Annotated in this window: 13 protein-coding genes; 4 read left to right on the plus strand and 9 right to left on the minus strand. The window is 51.8% G+C overall.

Going from position 1 to position 18,114, the window contains the following annotated elements; genetic code table 11:
• The first annotated feature begins 62 nt into the window (after positions 1 to 62).
• Entirely contained in the window at positions 63 to 1,343 is a 1,281-nt protein-coding gene (gene csiE / locus BSPA111_RS05905) for a stationary phase inducible protein CsiE (protein ID WP_183270211.1), read from the plus strand.
• A gap of 186 nt (positions 1,344 to 1,529) precedes the next feature.
• On the opposite strand, the gene BSPA111_RS05910 is transcribed toward csiE, so the two are convergent.
• Positions 1,530 to 2,678, minus strand: coding sequence for a 3-phenylpropionate MFS transporter (locus BSPA111_RS05910; protein ID WP_183270212.1), 1,149 nt, complete (start codon positions 2,676 to 2,678; stop codon positions 1,530 to 1,532).
• A 213-nt stretch (positions 2,679 to 2,891) separates the two neighbouring features.
• Between BSPA111_RS05910 and BSPA111_RS05915 the strand changes: the two genes are divergently transcribed.
• Positions 2,892 to 4,031 carry a hypothetical protein gene (locus tag BSPA111_RS05915; RefSeq protein WP_183270213.1) on the plus strand — a complete coding sequence of 380 codons (1,140 nt, stop codon included), beginning with the start codon at positions 2,892 to 2,894 and terminating at the stop codon, positions 4,029 to 4,031.
• Positions 4,032 to 4,064: 33 nt separating this feature from the next.
• Here BSPA111_RS05915 and BSPA111_RS05920 read toward each other — a convergent pair whose 3' ends face one another.
• From BSPA111_RS05920 to BSPA111_RS05930, 3 genes are all read right to left on the minus strand, one after another.
• On the minus strand, positions 4,065 to 4,886 hold the full coding sequence (locus BSPA111_RS05920; protein ID WP_183270214.1) for an aldose 1-epimerase: 822 nt from the start codon (positions 4,884 to 4,886) through the stop codon (positions 4,065 to 4,067).
• 3 nt (positions 4,887 to 4,889) lie between these two features.
• Positions 4,890 to 6,329: a sugar porter family MFS transporter gene (locus BSPA111_RS05925; RefSeq protein WP_183270215.1), complete on the minus strand. Its 1,440-nt coding sequence runs from the start codon at positions 6,327 to 6,329 to the stop codon at positions 4,890 to 4,892.
• An 86-nt stretch (positions 6,330 to 6,415) separates the two neighbouring features.
• A complete protein-coding gene (locus tag BSPA111_RS05930; RefSeq protein ID WP_183270216.1) occupies positions 6,416 to 9,694 on the minus strand; it encodes a DUF5107 domain-containing protein in 3,279 nt (1,092 codons plus the stop codon).
• 115 nt (positions 9,695 to 9,809) lie between these two features.
• Between BSPA111_RS05930 and BSPA111_RS05935 the strand changes: the two genes are divergently transcribed.
• Positions 9,810 to 11,006 (plus strand): ROK family protein, encoded by a 1,197-nt coding sequence (locus tag BSPA111_RS05935; protein WP_183270217.1) that lies wholly within the window; start codon positions 9,810 to 9,812, stop codon positions 11,004 to 11,006.
• Between the two features lie 235 nt (positions 11,007 to 11,241).
• Here the strand turns inward: BSPA111_RS05935 and glyA are convergent, their stop codons facing one another.
• Positions 11,242 to 12,495, minus strand: a complete 1,254-nt coding sequence (gene glyA, locus BSPA111_RS05940) for a serine hydroxymethyltransferase (RefSeq protein WP_183270218.1) — start codon at positions 12,493 to 12,495, stop codon at positions 11,242 to 11,244.
• A 341-nt stretch (positions 12,496 to 12,836) separates the two neighbouring features.
• Here glyA and hmpA point away from each other — a divergent pair, with 341 nt between their 5' ends.
• Positions 12,837 to 14,027: an NO-inducible flavohemoprotein gene (gene hmpA, locus BSPA111_RS05945; protein ID WP_183270219.1), complete on the plus strand. Its 1,191-nt coding sequence runs from the start codon at positions 12,837 to 12,839 to the stop codon at positions 14,025 to 14,027.
• A gap of 121 nt (positions 14,028 to 14,148) precedes the next feature.
• Here the strand turns inward: hmpA and glnB are convergent, their stop codons facing one another.
• The 4 genes from glnB to BSPA111_RS05965 form a co-directional block, all read right to left on the minus strand.
• Positions 14,149 to 14,487 carry a nitrogen regulatory protein P-II gene (glnB, locus tag BSPA111_RS05950; RefSeq protein WP_002438074.1) on the minus strand — a complete coding sequence of 113 codons (339 nt, stop codon included), beginning with the start codon at positions 14,485 to 14,487 and terminating at the stop codon, positions 14,149 to 14,151.
• Between the two features lie 72 nt (positions 14,488 to 14,559).
• Positions 14,560 to 15,897, minus strand: a complete 1,338-nt coding sequence (glrR, locus tag BSPA111_RS05955) for a two-component system response regulator GlrR (protein ID WP_183270220.1) — start codon at positions 15,895 to 15,897, stop codon at positions 14,560 to 14,562.
• Positions 15,894 to 16,613, minus strand: a complete 720-nt coding sequence (gene qseG, locus BSPA111_RS05960) for a two-component system QseEF-associated lipoprotein QseG (RefSeq protein WP_183270221.1) — start codon at positions 16,611 to 16,613, stop codon at positions 15,894 to 15,896. The genes glrR and qseG overlap by 4 nt, the downstream gene beginning before the upstream one ends.
• Before the next feature lie 3 nt (positions 16,614 to 16,616).
• A complete protein-coding gene (locus BSPA111_RS05965) occupies positions 16,617 to 18,056 on the minus strand; it encodes a sensor histidine kinase (RefSeq protein ID WP_373925617.1) in 1,440 nt (479 codons plus the stop codon).
• Positions 18,057 to 18,114: the final 58 nt, after the last annotated feature.

An 18,114-nucleotide genomic window follows, 5' to 3' on the forward strand; every position in this document is an offset into this window, starting at 1 on the left:
ACTCTCTACGACAAAAGGTTTAGCTACTCTTAGCATTAATCACCTTTGACTTGGTTATGCGGATGATGACACTGCTTTCCCCACCACCATCTGTACTCTCCAGTCCGCAGCGCCGCTGTCACCTGCTTTTGTTGCTTTATTTACCGGGCCAGACGGTCACCCCAGAGATCCTCGCGAGGCTCAACGGGGTTGATGACACCAAAGCCCTGCAAGATATAGCCGACACGGGCGATGAAATCCAGCGCTATCACCGGCTGAGGCTTATCACCCAGCAGGATGGAAGCTATCGGATTGAGGGCACGCCTCTGAATCGCCGCCTGTGTTTATTGCACTGGTTGCGTCGTGCATTGCGCTTATGCCCGCACTTTGTGCAGCAGCATTTTACTCCGACGCTAAAAACCCAGCTTAAACAGCAAGGGATCTTGACCGCGTTGTACGATGAAAAGAATCTCCATGCGTTGATTAGCCTGTGTGCAAGACGTTTGCAGCGGCAGTTTGACAGTCGTGATATGCAGTTTTTAACGCTGTTTTTGCAGTACTGCTTGCATCAGCATCATGCGGGGATTACGCCTGAATTTACCGAGGAGCAACGGGCATGGACTCAGACGCGCCCGGAGTTTTTAGCCGCGCTTGAGATTGCCCGCCACTGGAAACGTCGTGTTTTACAATCGGCCAATGAAAACGAGCAATTGTTCCTGGCACTGTTATTCCTTTTATTACGCATGCCCGACCCGATTCACGATAACCATCAACAAGACTTCCGGCTGCGTACTGCGATTTCAGGAATGATTGCGCGCTTTCGTGAACAAGCGGGCATGTCGTTTAGCGACGAACAAGGTTTGAGCGACCAGTTATATATTCATCTTGCTCAGGCGCTGGATCGCTGCCAGTTCTGTATCGGCATTGATAACAGTTTGCCGGAAGAAATTACCCGACTGTATCCGCGTCTGATGCGCACCACGCGTGAAGTCTTCAGTGATTTTGAATCTCACTATGAAATGCGTTTTTCTGACGAAGAAGTGGGTCTGGTGGCGGTCATTTTTGGCGCGTGGTTAATGCAGGAAAATGACCTGCATGAGAAGCAGGTATTGTTGCTGACGGGTAACAATCTTGAACTTGAGCAAAATATTGAACAGCAGCTACGCGAGCTCACCTTGCTGCCGCTCAATATTAAACATCTGACGATACACAGCTATCAAAAAGAGGGAGCGCCAAAAGAGGTGGTGCTGGTGATCACGCCCTACTCCACCACGCTGCCACTCTACTCTCCGCCGCTGATTCACGTCACGCTGCCGCTGGGTGACCACCAGCAGCAGCAGATCCGCAAGATTATCGAGTGTTAACGCAAGTTACCCTAAATAATTGAAGTTGCACCAAGGCGGCAAACTTATGATCCCCAGGAGCTTACTCAAGTAAGTGACTGGGGTGACAAATCTGTAGGGAACAGATTTGAACGCTGTTTACAGCGGCCCCGGAGGGGTGAGGCCCACGATGGGCCGAATAACAGTGAAGCCAACGCAGATGCAGCTTCAAATATGACGGGTATATGAGATGGGGCGCGGGCGAATGAATAATGCTGGAACGGCGACTAACGCCATAATCCAGAACACCCCGCCTTGCATATGCTGGTAAAGGTAGCCGGAGAACATGGTCATAATGGCAATACCACCGCCCATCGCCACTGCGGAATAAACGGCCTGCAACCGGATAACTTCGTTGCCTTCACGCGCGGAGATATAACGCATCGCCGCCAGGTGGCAAACGGTGAAGCTACCACAATGCAGGATTTGCGCGGCAATCAGCCACGGTAAATCGGTCGTATACGCCATCAGGCTCCAGCGCAGAATACCGGTTACGCCAGAAAGCAGCAGTAAATCGCGGGCGCTCCATTTACGGAACAGCTTGTTACTGAGTGCAAAAATCACAATTTCAGCGACCACGCCAAGCGACCACAAGTAGCCCACCACCGAAGCGGAATATCCCGCACCTTGCCAGTAAATCGCACTGAATCCGTAGTAAGCCGCATGCGCACCTTGTAGCAAAGTGACACAGGCCAGAAAACGCCACGAGCCGAGGACCAGTTTCTTCCAGGCAGGCCAACCCGCGCCTTCGCTATGACGGGCTTCACCCTGCGGCATCACAGATGGGCGCAGCATCATGCCGATAAGCATCGATGCAACACCAATACTCAGCAGTACCAGAATCGCCTGATAGCTGAACAGACTGACCAGTTTGCCGGTCATGGCAGAACCGATAACAAACGCCAGCGATCCCCATAGCCGCACGCGGCCGTAATCCATGGTGATTTGGCGCTGCCAGGTTCCGGCCAACGCATCAGTAAGCGGCACCAGCGGTGAGAAGAACAGGTTAAAGCCGACCATCACAATCAGCAGCCAGGTTGCGGTTTGCCCGAACCAGAAAGCGACAGCAAAAATGAAGGTAAGTAAGGCAAGTAACCGCAAGGCAAAAACAAGTCGGGAAGGATCGGTAACACGAGGAGCCAGGAGCAAACTGCCGAGGAAACGGGCGATTAACCCTGCGCCTAACAGCAACCCAATGGTTTCGGGTGCCAGGCCGACTCCAGCTAACCAAACACTCCAGAATGGTAGAAAAATCCCGTAGCTAAAGAAGTAGGTAAAATAACTGAGCGCAAGCCAGCGCGTTGAATGCAAAACCATGATCCCTCCCGTTTTGGAGGCGTTAGTGTCGCCGAGCGGTGGCGAGCACGCAAGCAATCATTAACAGACCAATAACACAGACAAACAAGCGTGTTTTTTCCTTCCAACATTTTATCTAACTATTTATTTTTAAATTAAATAGTTAGATAAAACCCAAATTCATTTCTATTAAAATCCCCCACCGTTAAATCGAATGAAAAGTTTATAGTTGTCATGTCTAATACCAGTCTCTTCAGGGGCTTAACCCTGATTTTGTCGATGCTCACGTTACCGGCTGCTGCCGCTGAGACATCCACTACTGAAGCAAAAAACGACATGATTGAAGAAAGTCATGAAGGAAGCGAGTCAGACAAAAACAAAAAGGCTGCGCCCTCTCCCTGGTTGTTTGTTCCGCTATTCAGTTCCAGCCCAAAACTCGATACCGCAGCAGGCATGATGGTGGGCTACATGCACCGCTTCGATGAGAAGTCACGTCCTTCTCTGTTCGGGATTTCGGCCAAATACACCACATCCGAATCACTTATTGCCAATGCTTTTGCCAAAACCTCTTTTGGTGAAGATCACCACCGTATTCTGGGTGGCATGATGGTCGGTGATATAAACAACGACTATGAAAACTATTTGGGATCCGGCAAGCCATTAAGCACCAACGACAACTACAGTTTCGCCTTTTTACGTTATCTCTATCGTGTTGAGGGTGACTGGTTCATCGGGGGTCAAGGCGCTTATTCCAACTATGAATTGCAAGGGCAAGATCCCACCTCTAACGAAATCCTCGATGAAATGGGCCTGGTCGGTTACAAGTCCGGTGGGCTGGGTGCGGTCGTAATGCATGACTCCCGCGACAACGACTTTAAAGCCACCAAAGGCTGGTATCTCAACGTCAATAACATGGCCTATCGGGAAGCGTTGGGTGGAGAACAAGACTTCGATATCTGGCGCGTCGATTATCGGGGATATTGGCAACATGGCGATGGCAACGTTTTTGCCGTGCGTAGCCGCCACCAGTTCTCCAACAACGCGCCCGCGGGGGCTTATTCTCCGGTTTATCTGCGTGGCTATACACCGGGTGAATATCTCGCTCAGCATATGTCTTCAATTGAAATTGAGGAGCGTTACAAACTGGCCGATCGCTGGACCGCAACGGTGTTTGCCGGTGCCGCCTGTCTTTACGGCGACTCGACCAGCGGGGAGCAACTCAACTGCGGGGACAGTGAAAACCTCTACCCTGCGTGGGGTGCTGGCATCCAGTATTTGCTCAAACCCGAAGCCGGTATTGTGGTCAATCTCGAGTACGCGATGGGGAAAGATGACAATCAGGGGATCTATTTAAAGATGGGATACAGTTTCTGATCCCCGTGATTAAAGGTCCTTGCGTAAGACTGCTTACACAATCGCAATTTCCATTTTCATAACCGTTGATTGCTGACGTTCCAGTAGCACCAACCCCGGCTGCCCAGCCATATTATGGGCGTTCACTGGGTGGCTTTGCGGCTCCAGACAAATAAACGGTTCATCAGGCACCCGGAACACCATCAAATACGGCGTGGGGCATGTTAACTGGATACGCATGTCGTCGCGCTCAATCAGCGCGCTTCCGCTCCAGCCGGAATAACCCACGTTCAGCCACTGGTTATCCGGGATTTTGGGCTTGATGAAATTCGTTTGCGCTGTGAGCTCTCCATGCCATTCTTTCGGTAAATGGTTTTCACCTTCAGGCCAGAATCCGGTGGCCGAAAACTGCACATGGGTCGCTGGCGTGAGATGGAAAAAAGGGTGGAAACCCAGGCCGTAAACCATGGGTTTGTTAGCCAGGTGAGTCAACTCCAGCTCAGCCATAAAGTGCGGCCCTTTCAAGCGGTAAGTAAGCCTGGCCTGATAATCAAAACCGCAGGAGTGGCGGCTTTCAAGCGAGAGCGTGATTTGTGAAGCATCATGCGTTTCTTCCTGCCAGCTTTTCAGCCAGCCGTCCCCGTGGAGGAAGAATTGCGCATCAGCCTCGCTGTCAGGCAGTTCTATGTTTTCGCCATGAAGCATAAAAGCATTCCCTGCAACGCGATTTGCCAGCGGCAACATCGGGAACAACGCTTTTTCACCCGCATGCAGAATCGGCTGCTGATGTTTCTTCGAATCCAGACTGTGAATTGCCGCCCCTTGCGGGGCGACGGTTAAACGCAGATATTCATTTTCGAGTAACAAGGTTTCCATATCTTAATGCGCCGTGCGTTGTGCACGGGCTTTCGCCTCAGCACCGAATTGATCCGCCATACGTTTTTCCAGCGCTTCGAGGCTGACACCTTTGGTTTCAGGCACATAACGACGCACATAAACAAAGCCCGCCGCACAAATCACACCGTACAACAGGAAGCTGCCAGCAGCGCCCAGGCCCGCGTTCAACAACGGGAAGGTGTAAGTCAGCAGGAAGCACGCCACCCACAACGCCAGCGTCCCTAATGACATCGCAAGTCCTCGCACACGGTTCGGGAAAATCTCTGAAAGCAGAACCCAGGTCACCGGTGCCAGCGTCAGTGCATAAATCGCAATCGCCGCCAGAACGAGGATCAATACCGGGAGCCCCAAAATACCCAGGCCATATGCCGCACCGATTAGCGCATAGATAATGGTTAATCCCGCCGCGCCAAACAGCATCAGCTTACGACGACCAATTTTGTCGACTAATGGCAATGCGGCGAGGGTGAAGATAAGGTTAATCAACCCGGTAGCCACAATGGATTTCAGGGTGCTGTTAATATCAAATCCGGCGGAGGCAAAAATTTCCTGCGCATAGTTGAAGATAACGTTAATCCCGCACCACTGCTGGAACACGGCCAATACCATACCGATGATAATGATCGGTTTGACCTGCGGCTGCCACAACGCACTCCAGGAGACTTTTTGCGTGTCTTTGTCCAGTGTTTGCAGGATGTCATTAAGTGTCTCATCGGCATATTGCTGGTTACCGATGCGTTTAAGCATTTGGTGAGCACGTTCATTTTTACCGGCACGAGCCAGCCAGCGCGGTGATTCCGGCACAAAGAACATCAGCACTAAAAACACCAGTGCCGGCACCAGTTCTGCACCAAACATCCAGCGCCAACCGACCTGCCCATTCCAGCTTTCAGTGATTTGCTGCATCGTTGCCGCAGAGCTAACCGGTTCGGCAATCATCAGGTTAATCAGCTGCGCAGCCAGCACGCCCACAACAATAGTTAACTGGTTGATGGCAACAAACTTACCGCGTTTTTCTGCCGGGCTGACCTCCGCGATATACATCGGGCTTAGTGCCGAAGCCAGGCCGATACCCACTCCGCCAACGATACGGAACACCACAAACATGTCGAAGTTGCTGGCTATCGCCGTCCCCCAGGCCGATGCGCTAAATAAAATAGCCGACATAATCAGTGGGACTTTGCGTCCAAATTTGTCCGCACTCCAGCCAGAAATCAGTGCGCCAAAAACACATCCCGCCAGCGCGGAACTCATGGCCCAGCCGGACTGTGCAGGATCGGTAATTGAAAAATAGGCTTCGTAGAACGGTTTCGCGCCACCAATCACAACCCAGTCATAACCAAACAGCAAACCTCCACAGGCGGCGACCAGACAGATAGTCCAGACATAGCCCATGCGTAATTGTGTCTGCACAGTATTCATTGTGAATCCTCATTTGTACTTGTAGAGATACAGAGGGACGGGTGTGCCGTTTTTGAAATGCCACCCGCCATTTTTTATTTATTCAGTTATTGGATAAACACACCGCGCTGCATGGCAAGCCTCAAGAGATGGGCTTTGTCATGAGCAGGGTTTTGCGACAACAAGGCTTTCAGTGCTAATTCAAACTCGGGATATTCCTCCAGTCCCAGATGCCCAAGCGCAGCAACAAACAGGCAATGCTGCTGATGAGCGGATTGACGGTCAGCGTCCAGCGCGACTAAATCAGGTAGCGAGACCGCGAAGAAGTCAGGTTCTGAGCGATCGTTAAAATGCTCATCTGCCCAGGTAATAAAGCTGCGGAATTTCTGCTGAGCTTGGGTCTTGTCGCCGATGCGTGCCAACGCCATCGCTTGATAGAACAGGTAGTCGACAGGCTGATCGTTGTAGTAACGCCCCGCTTCCAGCGTGGACCCGCCTTCCAGCGCGCGTTCGAAATAGTGCTGCGCACGTTCTGGCTGTTGCAGTTGCTGCGCACACCAGCCGAGCAGATACCAGATATCGTTATCGCTCTGACCCACTAAGCGCCCTTCGCCGAGGTTTTCGGGGTAGCTCAGCGCCTGCTGAAGTAACGCTTCCGCTTTGCCAAAGTGCTTATCGGCAATCGCCTCCAGTGCCCGACGTTGCAGGTTAATCAGATACTGCCCGGTAACTTTGCCCTCCCCGCCTTCCCATGGGTGGAATTTACGTTGAGCCAACACCCGAGCTGCAGCATCAGTTTCACCATGAGTGTTCCATAAGCTAAGTAACTCAGCGGTCAGATCGTCGCGTTTGAGTACTACATCGCGGTGCGCAGCGAGGTTCGCCAGACGCTGCTCGGTTGAGCGCCCGGTGAGTTTTTGCAGGTAATCGAGTTCAAACAGGAAGCGGGCATTTTCCGGTTCACGCTCAACCGCCCGTTGCAGATACTGTTCCGCCATTTGCGCATCGTGTTGCTTATTCCAGGCATGGATCCCCAAAACACGCTGCACCGCACCAAACTCAGGCAACTGCTGCGCTGCAAATTCCCAACAAGCGACCGCTTCGGAATAACGACGTTTGCTGTACCAGAAACAGCCCAACAGATATTGCGCGAAGCCATCGTGCGGCAGACATTGCAACATCTGTACTTCATCGAGCGTGTTAGGGAAACGCACTTTGCGAGCAAAGCAGTCCTGCGCTTGTTTCACGAAAGCAAGTTGCTGTGCGTGGTCGCGTTCTAAAGCCGCTCGCCACAGCATTGGCATCGCTTCTTGTGAATCGAGAACGCTCAACATCTTTTTGGCGGCAGTGTCCAACCCCAGGCTCACCAGCCATCCCGCCAGAACACTGGCATTGACGCCACGCCGCCCGGTGACTCGCACCAGTTCAGCTTTGTCAGTTTCGTTTTGCGTGATGGCCCAGCGGGCGTAATGCAGAACGTAGCTCAGCGGATACTCTTCAAGCTGCTGTGTAATCCACCGCTGTGCCTGCTGTGAAGCCCCTGTCTGGTTCAACACCAGAGCTTTCAGCCCCATTGCCAGATTATTACCGCCATTAAACTTCAGGCTTTGATTCACAAACACCAGCGCCTGGGCCGCATCGCCTTTTCGCAAAGCCAGACGTGCCAGCGCGTAAAATGCAGCATCGCGGCAGTTACCACTCCAGCTTGCTTTGAAGTAATCATCAAACGCCCCGTCGCAGTCCCCCTGTTTCTCTTTTGCTGCACCGCGCAGCATGCTGGCGTCACCATTTTGTGGGTTCTTGTTCAGGCGATGGGCACGTTTCAACGCCGCATCCGCCAGCTGTTCAGCAAGCGCCCAGTTAGCACGGTTAAATTCAAGCTGTCCGAGTGCTACGTTGCAGCGGTAATCTTCGGGATCGAGCGCCAGCGCACGCTGGTAGTAATCGAATGCCGAGCGGCTGGCGTGCAGGTACTGCTCCAGGTGCTGACCGATAAAATACAGCTCGTCGCAGTTTGTGATTTCATGCGGTTTAGCGGGAACGCAGGCCGGTTGTGGCAGAGGTAAATCTTCTGGAATGTGCTCGCAGTAACTGAGAATGAGGTTGCCGTGTGCGTCACGAAGATTCAGCGTTAAACGCTGCGGCCAGTTGTCTTCAAGGGTATCTTGCCACGCCTGTGCCGGTTGCAGCGTCAGCGACGTTTTCCAGAGCAGGCTTCCAGCCGATTCAATTTCAAGCGAGGCGTCAGTCAGCGGCGCGATTGCATAGACACCAAGGTGCAGGTCACCACCGTGGCGCTCCAGTTTTATTGCCGCCTGGGTGTTGGCATTCTGCAATGTGCCAAGCTGGCTATATGGCAGGAAATTCTGTACGAAGATTTTCTCTTCATAGGGTGCAATCCAGGTGAAATCCGGCTGATTGTCGGTGAACACGCCGGTCATCAGTTCGATATATGGGCCGTTCTCATCGGTCAAATTGCGGTCCCAGGCCTGGCCGAAATCGCAGTTACCCCATGTCCACTGCTTTTTGCCAGGTGAAACATGGTGATCGGCGATGTGCAACAGTCCGCCCTGCTCGCCGTGATGGTATGCGCCGACAAAATCGTAATCTGATTTATCCGCCATGTACGACGTCGGAACGGGGATGTTTTTGTAGCGTGAGATGTCGACACCCGCGGAATAGTCGACTTTGTAGTACGTCCCCTGGGCAATCGGAAAGGCAGAAACATCGCGTTTGCCGTGATCAAATACCGCCGTGACATCCGGTGGGAACACGCTTTGGTGCTCATCGCCGCCTTTAACTGCGGGGTTCGCCCACCACAAGAAATGACGTGGTGTCGCGTTGCCGTTGAACACTTTGCCGGTAATTTCGATCAGCGCTTTTTCAGGATACAGCGTAAAACCAGTCATCACCTGCAAGCCGCGCATGGGTTCCACTTCACCCAGCCAGACGGTCTGCGCACCGTTTTCATGTTTCTGGAACGTCACGTCGACCGGCATGAAGGTGGTTGGGCGGTGGTGCTGTGGCCAGTTAAATTCAATGCCGCCGGAAATCCATGGCCCCACTAACCCCACCAGTGCCGGTTTCACCACTTCGTTGTAGTAAACGAAGTCGCGCTCCATCACTTTGTCATATGCGCGGTGAATACGACCGCCTAACTCAGGCAGCAACATGACGCGGATAAAATCGTTTTCAATCCACACGGCTTTGTAATCACGCATCTCACGCTGGCCGGTGAGAGTGTCAATGACACCGTAAGGATAAACGGCACCTGAAGATCCCTGATACACACGGTTTTCCAAAAACATCGGATTCGGGTCTTCCGCACCGGCAGTCCAGGTGGGTAAAGCAATGGTCTCTTGCCAGACGTTAACGGCTCCGTACATTTCGCCTCTCCAGTAAAAAATTAACAGTTAACCAGGATATGTTTGCAGTGTATTTGACTCGTCACGGCTTAAAATGCTTAATGCTCACGCAATATAGTTAACGGAGTTAAGTGAAATGCAGACTTCAGGGTTGAATAACCAACGGGTGCGACAGATAAATCGCCAGACCATGATGAAGCTGGTGTGGCAACATAAGCGGCTCAGTAAGTCACAGTTTTCCCAGTACACCGGTCTTTCGATCCCGGCGGTGAGTAAGATCCTTGAAGAGCTGGTCGCGGATGGAAAACTCAGCCATTCCCATGAAAATCTCAGCAATCGGGGGATCAACAGCGGCAGCTACCAAATCCCGCCCGACGGTGATTTCATTCTTTGCATGAATGTGACCCCGACCAGCATTGAGAGCCAACTATGCAACGCCCAGCTTTCGCCGCTCGGGGAATTTGAAACGATTCATACCCACGCCTCGACACCGCAAGCATTGCTGGCTGCCATAGAGAGTGTCTGGCGCAACCAGGGTAAAATCTGGCCGAAAAAGACTCTAAATTTGGCGTTGGGTATTCACGGGCAGGTCGACCCGATAACCGGCGTATCACAAACGATGCCGCAAGCGCCGTGGCGCGAACCGATAGAAATTAAATATCTGCTAGAAGAAAAGCTTGGGATCTCAGTGCGGGTAGATAACGACTGTGTGATGTTGGCGTTGGCAGAGAAATGGCAAAACCCCAGGAGCCGCCAGGATTTTTGTGTCATCAACGTGGATTACGGTATCGGTTCTTCGTTTGTGATAAACGGGCAGATTTATCGCGGTAGCCTCTATGGCAGCGGCCAAATTGGCCACACGATTGTGGACCCCGACGGCATGGCGTGTGACTGTGGAAGATACGGATGCCTTGAGACTGTAGCCTCACTCACTGCGCTAAAAAAGCAGGCGCGCATCTGGCTAAAATCACAACCCATCTCGCCAAAACTCGACCCTGAAACATTAACTTCAACGCAGTTAATTACCGCCTGGCACGAAGGTAACGAGCAGGTACGTCGCTGGGTTGAGAGTGCCGCCAACGCAATTGGACTGAGTTTGTATAACTTCCTTAACATCCTCAATATCAACCAGATTTGGTTTTATGGAAGAAGTTGTGGGTTTGGGGATGAGTGGCTTGCGACCGTCGCTCGGCAGATTGGCTTTAATCCATTTGATCACGGCGATGCGCTAAAAGTGAATGCCACCCAGATTAGCTTTGGGCAACTAACACGACCGCAGCAAGTGATGGGAATTGGCTATTTGTATGTAGAAGCCGCGCTAAGTGAGGAATAAGACATGTACCAGGCAGCATTGATTTTTTGTGGGCTTTTATTGGCAGGATGTGCAGCTCAAACCGTTAACACGCCTCCCCCTTTATCGCCGATGGATGAATGTATCCAGGCGACCAAAAACAATGATACGGCCGGGGCGGCGAAGAACTGTAGTTTGGTGACGCGCGATCGGCGGTAGGACATAAAACAACAAAGCCCACATAACGTGGGCTTTTGAAGATATTACAAGCTAAGGATTACGCGTAAACCGGCAAGCGGGCGCAGATATCCAGAACTTTCTTCTTAGTGCGTTCGATGACCGCTTCGTCGTTGATGTTATCTAACACATCACACATCCAGCCAGCCAGCTCGCGAACGTCAGCTTCGGTGAAGCCACGACGCGTTACCGCAGGTGTACCGATACGGATACCTGAAGTCACAAATGGGCTCTTCGGATCGTTTGGTACGCTGTTTTTGTTCACGGTGATGTTTGCGCGACCCAGAGCAGCATCGGCTTCTTTACCCGTCAGATTTTTATCAACCAAATCCAGCAAGAACAGGTGGTTGTCAGTACCGCCAGACACCACTTTGTAGCCACGATCCAGGAAGACGGCAACCATCGCTTTCGCGTTTTTGGCAACCTGCTGCTGGTAAGTTTTGAACTCTGGTTCCATCGCTTCTTTCAGTGCAACAGCTTTACCCGCGATGACGTGCATCAATGGGCCGCCCTGTGCGCCTGGGAATACTGCGGAGTTCAGTTTTTTGTACAGTTCTTCGCTGCCGCCTTTAGCGAGGATTAAACCACCGCGAGGGCCAGCCAGCGTTTTGTGCGTTGTGGTCGTCACAACGTGTGCGTGCGGAACTGGGTTCGGGTAAACGTCAGCGGCAATCAGACCGGCAACGTGCGCCATGTCCACGAACAGGTATGCGCCAACCATGTCTGCGATTTCACGCATTTTTGCCCAATCAACTACGCCTGAATAAGCAGAGAAACCACCGATAATCATCTTCGGTTTGTGTGCTTTGGCCTGTGCTTCCAGGTCTGCGTAATCGATATGACCAGTCTCATCAATACCGTAAGGAACGATGTTGTACAGCTTACCGGAGAAGTTTACCGGGGAGCCGTGAGTCAGGTGGCCACCGTGTGCCAGGTTCATACCCAGAACGGTATCGCCTGGTTCCAGCAGAGTGGTGTATACCGCGAAGTTAGCCTGTGAACCGGAGTGCGGTTGCACGTTAGCGTAATCAGCGCCGAACAGCTCTTTTGCACGGTCGATAGCCAGTTGTTCAACCACATCAACATATTCGCAACCGCCGTAGTAGCGTTTGCCTGGGTAACCTTCAGCGTATTTGTTGGTTAACTGAGAACCCTGAGCCTGCATTACGCGCGGGCTGGTGTAGTTTTCGGAGGCGATCAGTTCAATGTGCTCTTCCTGACGTACTTTTTCTTGCTCCATAGCCTGCCACAATTGGGCATCATAATCGGCAATGTTCATTTCACGCTTTAACATCCGCATCTCCTGACTCAGCTAACAGTAAATATTTAACAGCTTTAATGCTGCCATAAATACAACGGGCAACAGTGTAAACCGAAATACCGCTGGGTAATAGGCCTTGGCAGAGGTTTTTACGCAAACGATTGGCTCAGCATGAAATAAGGGGTTGATGGCAAAAGCCCTACAGAAGCTTTCAGGAGTTTTCTTCATCGATGATGAAGAAAATTCATGTTCTGTGAGCTACATCGACACGCCATGTACCCATTTACAAAGTAGTGCTTTTATTTAACATCGCACTCTTATAAGATGCATTTAAAATACAACATTAACTTTCAATGTTAAATCAAGGAGCCACCATGCTTGACGCCCAAACCATCGCTGTCGTGAAATCCACCATTCCCCTACTCGCCGCCACGGGCCCAAAACTTACCGCACACTTTTACGATCGCATGTTCAGCCATAATCCTGAGCTAAAAGAGATCTTCAATATGAGCAACCAGCGCAATGGCGATCAGCGTGAAGCGCTGTTCAACGCAATTTGTGCCTACGCCACCAATATTGAGAATCTTGCAGTACTGCTGCCTGCGGTAGAAAAAATCGCCCAAAAACATACCAGCTTCCAAATAAAACCTGAGCAGTACGACATTGTCGGCGGTCATCTGTTAGCAACACTGGATGAAATATTCAGTCCGGGCCAGGAAGTGTTGGATGCATGGGGTAAAGCGTACGGCGTGTTGGCGGGTGTATTTATCAATCGTGAAGCAGAAATTTACCAGGATAACGCAGCGAAAAATGGCGGCTGGGAAGGCACTCGTGCATTCCGCATTGTGGCAAAAGAGCCGCAAAGTTCGCTGATCACCAGTTTTGAATTTGCCCCGATTGATGGCGAAGCCGTTGCTGATTATCAGCCTGGTCAATATCTTGGCGTGTGGCTAAAACCTGAAGGCTTCCCGCATCAGGAAATTCGCCAGTATTCACTTACCCGTCGTCCAGATGGCAAAACCTATCGTATTGCGGTGAAACGTGAAGATTTAGGTCAGGTTTCAAGCTGGCTGCACAACCACGCACAAGTGGGTGACGAAGTGCATCTTGCCGCACCGGCCGGTGATTTCTTTATGGACGTCGAAGCCCACACTCCGGTGACGCTGATTTCTGCTGGCGTCGGTCAAACACCGATGCTGGCGATGCTGGATACGCTGGCGAAAAAGGCCCATAGCGCGCAGGTAAACTGGTTCCATGCCGCTGAACACGGCGATGTGCATGCGTTTGCCGACGAAGTGAATCAACTTGGTGAGCTGTTAACGCGTTTTGAGCGTCATGTGTGGTATCGCACGCCGAGTGAAAACTGCCGTGCACAGTCAAAATTCGACAGTGAAGGTTTGATGGATTTACTCGCACTGGAAAGCAAAATCAGCGCGCCAGATATGCAGTTTTACCTCTGCGGCCCGGTCGTCTTTATGCGATTTGCGGCGGAGCAGTTAGTGAAGTTGGGTGTTGCGCAGGACAAGATTCATTACGAGTGCTTTGGACCACATAAAGTGATGTGATTTTGTAGCATATGGGATGGGGAGAACAACCCTCATCCCGGCCTTCTCCCTGAGGGAGAAGGAGAATTTCCCTCTCCCTCAGGGAGAGGGTTAGGGTGAGGGCAAGAGCAAACAATGCGAATTAAATCGCGGCGTCGTCTTCTTCACCCGTACGGATACGCACTACGCGCGCCACATCGAAGACAAAGATTTTACCGTCACCGATTTTACCGGTTTGCGCGGTACGAATAATAGTGTCCACGCAGGTATCGACGATATCGTCAGTGACCACGATTTCAATTTTCACTTTTGGCAGGAAATCCACCATGTACTCAGCACCACGGTACAGTTCGGTGTGCCCTTTCTGACGACCAAAACCTTTTACTTCTGTTACCGTCATGCCGGTGATGCCAACTTCTGCCAGCGCTTCGCGAACGTCATCCAGTTTGAACGGCTTAATAATCGCATCAATTTTTTTCATGGTCTTCCCGGTTCCCGCACAACTTAAGTGTGCTGCTTGGATACAGTAATTGTGGCTTCAAATTACCACAGACTACTCTTTAAAGTCATTGGCATCGAGTTCATGCCGCGAGAGTAATTTGTAGAATTCTGTGCGGTTACGCCCCGCTACACGTGCCGCTTGCGTGACATTTCCTTTCGTCATTTGCAGCAATTTGCGTAGATAGTTCAGCTCAAACTGATTGCGAGCTTCGACAAAAGTCGGCAGCGCAGTATTTTCCCCTTCCAGCGCCTGTTGAACCAGCGCTTCGCTGATAACAGGAGCGGAAGTGAGTGCCACACATTGTTCAATCACATTGACCAATTGGCGCACGTTACCCGGCCAACTCGCCGCCATCAGGCGTTTCATGGCATCGGTCGAAAAACTGCGCACAAAGGGTTTATGGCGGTCAGCAGATTGCCGTAACAGATGATTGGCCAACAACGGCACATCTTCAGCACGCTCATGCAAAGCCGGGATCTTGAGGCTCACCACATTCAGGCGGTAGAACAAGTCTTCACGAAACTCGCCCCGCTCCATCGCTTTGGGCAAATCCCGGTGTGTTGCAGACAGAATACGCACGTCGATATCGAGGTCGCGATTGCTGCCCAATGGACGCACTTTACGCTCCTGCAACACGCGCAACAATTTGACCTGCAAAGGAATCGGCATATCGCCAATTTCATCCAGGAATAACGTTCCACCTTCCGCGGCCTGGAACAAACCTTCTCTGCTGCTGACCGCGCCGGTAAATGCACCACGCGAATGTCCAAACAGTTCGGACTCCAACAGTTGTTCCGGTAATGCACCGCAGTTGATGGCGATAAAGGCTTTTTTGTTACGCGGGCTGGCGTTATGAATCGCCTGAGCGAGGATCTCTTTGCCAGTGCCGCTTTGCCCGTTAATCAGCACGCTGACATCAGACTGCGACACCATACGGGCTTGTTCCAGCAAACGCTGCATGATGGGGCTGCGCGTGACGATAGTATCTCGCCACATGTCATCCCCGGCGATTTGCGAATGTGACAGCGCTTCGTCAATGGCTTTGTAGAGCGCGTCTTTATCAACGGGTTTGGTCAGGAAGCTAAAAACACCCTGTTGCGTCGCGGCAACCGCGTCAGGTATGGAACCGTGAGCAGTCAGAATGATGACCGGCATACCTGGCTGCACTTTCTGGATTTCGGCAAATAATGCCATGCCATCCATTTCATCCATCCGCAGATCGCTGATCACCAGGTCAATTTTTTCACGCCCCAGCAGACGCAACCCTTCTGCACCACTTTCCGCCGTTGAGACCGTGTAACCCTCGCTCGTCAGGCGCATACCAAGGAGTTTTAACAGGCCCGGATCATCATCAACCAGCAACAATCTGGCGGGTTTACGCTGCGTCATGGTTTCGCCTCCTGCGCGGGTTTGGTGTTGTCCGGTAATTCAGCAGTGGCTGGTTTACGGTTGGAAAGCTGGCGTTCAATATCCGTGAGGTTTTCCAGCTTTCGGGTGGTCAAACTTAACTGGCTTCTGAGGCGCTGCTGCTGCTCGCGCAGCGTATCGAGCTCATTATCAGAGCTTTGCTGTAATTTGCTGTAGCGTGTGCGTTCGTCAGAAAGCGCCAGCAATGAAGCCTGTCCATCGCGCCAGACCTGGAACAACGAACGCACTTGCGCCGGGACGTCAGCGGTCATGGCATCCAGCTTAGTCATGTAACGACGACGCTCGGTGGGCGTAATTTTGGCGTTAGAGAGCAAAATGCCGCGCTTGAAAGTGTCGCGCCAGTTATCGGATGGCCAGCGGCGGGCTTCCGCTCGCGCCTGAGCAGGTGCTAAACGTTCGGAGCAATCCATCGCACGTAGCCAGTACAGCGGGTTGGTGGTGGAGTCATGATTCTGGTTTTGCCAGATATCTTCACAATCCGTCGACAAGTAATCAGCCAGTTGATGCTCCGGCTCTTCGACGATTTGTGGATGTTTTACGTCTTTCTGTGCCGTGTTTTGCACACAGCTCGCCAGTAATAACGGTACTAACAACGCTGAGATTGGGCGAATCGAAACAGAGCTGCCAGGGCGAGATAACCAGCCGTTACGCAGCACGCTAAAAATTGTCACTTTCATTTTTTATTTTTTCTCGGGAAATACAGGCAACTCGATACGGAAGCAAACATCTGCCGTTTCATCGTCAATCAGGTGCAATTCGCCATGCATACGACGAATACAATCCAGGGCAATACTCAGACCCAGACCGCTACCTTTTACAGCACCTTTTCGCTGGTGGCTTCCCTGATAAAAAGGTTCAAAGATCATCTCTCGCTCAGCACGTGGAATGGGGTCGCCAGTATTTGCGACATCAATCTGGAGCATGTTACCCCTCTGCGAGCTTCGTAGATAAATGGTACCGGATTCAGACCCATAGTGCACCGCATTGGAGTAGAGATTATCCAGCACGCTCGCTAACAACATGGGTTCTGCCAGGCAAGCCATCGGGCTTAAATTGCACTCGGTACGCATCATTTTAGCCCGTGCTGGCAAACTGTGAGCGGCAATAATCGCATCCATGAGTGGCCCGAGCTCAACTTTCTCCAGTTCGACCGGTACGTCTGCCAGCTTGCGGTTGTAATCCAATAATTGTTCGATCAATTTTTGTAAGTGACGGCTACTGCTATCCAGAATTTCTACGACTTCTTTTTGATCGTTCGTCAATGGGCCGACGACCTGATCGGCAAGCAGTTCGGTGCCTTCACGCATGCTGGCAAGTGGGGTTTTTAGTTCATGGGAAATATGGCGTAAAAACTCATGACGCTGGGATTCAAGCCACGAGAGGCGCTCGCTTAGCCAGACAATCCGCTGCCCCACCGAACGCAATTCGCGTGGCCCACCTTTGAATAACACCGTGTTGCCCAGTGAGTGCCCTTCCCCAAGCAAGTTAATCATCCGTTCAATGCCTTTTACCGGGCCGATGATCATGCGCGTAAAGATAATGACCAGCGCGAAACTCAACAGGAATAACACCAGCGCCTGCCAGCCAAAGTATTGTCCGCGCTCGGCAATTTCTTGCTGAAGTTGCTGCCCACGGGAAAAGACGACCGCCCGAGTGGCTTGCACCATCTCAGCATTTTTATTGGCAAAGGTTTCAAGATTTGCAGCGGCGGCGGTATCGGGCCCGCTATTTTTGCATTTTATGTCGGCAAGGTCGTTTAGCGACTTGCGCAGAACGTCATAAAGTTGATTGTCAGGCAAGACACCCGCATGGGCTTCAAGCATCTGCGCGTAACGCTTACGCTGGCCCTGGTAAAGCGTGGCGAGCGTGGCGTCATCCAGCACACAGTACTGCCGGTAGCTACGCTCCATTTCCAGTGCCACGTTCGTCATGGCCTGACTGCGACGTGCATCGACAAGCGTTGTGCGGTTGGTGAGCGCCGCTTGATCGCTTAACGCATTAAGGCTTTGCCATGCTTGCCAGGCCAGAACCAACAGCGGAACCAGCACCAACAAAAAAGCCATTATCACAAGCTGGCGTAAAGAGCGCGGGAAAAAGTGCCACTGGTTCAAAAGCTTCATCTCATTGGGATTGTGAGTTATTCGATGCTAGCGGGGATTGGAGGGAGTTTAAAGTTCA

Source organism: Buttiauxella sp. A111 (assembly GCF_014189855.1).
GTDB lineage: Bacteria > Pseudomonadota > Gammaproteobacteria > Enterobacterales > Enterobacteriaceae > Buttiauxella > Buttiauxella selenatireducens.

What these genes read in the sequence shown, in the direction of transcription:
- csiE (WP_183270211.1), top strand. Translation starts at nt 63, where the DNA reads ATGATGACACTGCTTTCCCCACCACCATCTGTACTCTCCAGTCCGCAG.
- BSPA111_RS05910 (WP_183270212.1), bottom strand. Translation starts at nt 2,678, where the DNA reads ATGGTTTTGCATTCAACGCGCTGGCTTGCGCTCAGTTATTTTACCTAC.
- BSPA111_RS05915 (WP_183270213.1), top strand. Translation starts at nt 2,892, where the DNA reads ATGTCTAATACCAGTCTCTTCAGGGGCTTAACCCTGATTTTGTCGATG.
- BSPA111_RS05920 (WP_183270214.1), bottom strand. Translation starts at nt 4,886, where the DNA reads ATGGAAACCTTGTTACTCGAAAATGAATATCTGCGTTTAACCGTCGCC.
- BSPA111_RS05925 (WP_183270215.1), bottom strand. Translation starts at nt 6,329, where the DNA reads ATGAATACTGTGCAGACACAATTACGCATGGGCTATGTCTGGACTATC.
- BSPA111_RS05930 (WP_183270216.1), bottom strand. Translation starts at nt 9,694, where the DNA reads ATGTACGGAGCCGTTAACGTCTGGCAAGAGACCATTGCTTTACCCACC.
- BSPA111_RS05935 (WP_183270217.1), top strand. Translation starts at nt 9,810, where the DNA reads ATGCAGACTTCAGGGTTGAATAACCAACGGGTGCGACAGATAAATCGC.
- glyA (WP_183270218.1), bottom strand. Translation starts at nt 12,495, where the DNA reads ATGTTAAAGCGTGAAATGAACATTGCCGATTATGATGCCCAATTGTGG.
- hmpA (WP_183270219.1), top strand. Translation starts at nt 12,837, where the DNA reads ATGCTTGACGCCCAAACCATCGCTGTCGTGAAATCCACCATTCCCCTA.
- glnB (WP_002438074.1), bottom strand. Translation starts at nt 14,487, where the DNA reads ATGAAAAAAATTGATGCGATTATTAAGCCGTTCAAACTGGATGACGTT.
- glrR (WP_183270220.1), bottom strand. Translation starts at nt 15,897, where the DNA reads ATGACGCAGCGTAAACCCGCCAGATTGTTGCTGGTTGATGATGATCCG.
- qseG (WP_183270221.1), bottom strand. Translation starts at nt 16,613, where the DNA reads ATGAAAGTGACAATTTTTAGCGTGCTGCGTAACGGCTGGTTATCTCGC.
- BSPA111_RS05965 (WP_373925617.1), bottom strand. Translation starts at nt 18,056, where the DNA reads ATGAAGCTTTTGAACCAGTGGCACTTTTTCCCGCGCTCTTTACGCCAG.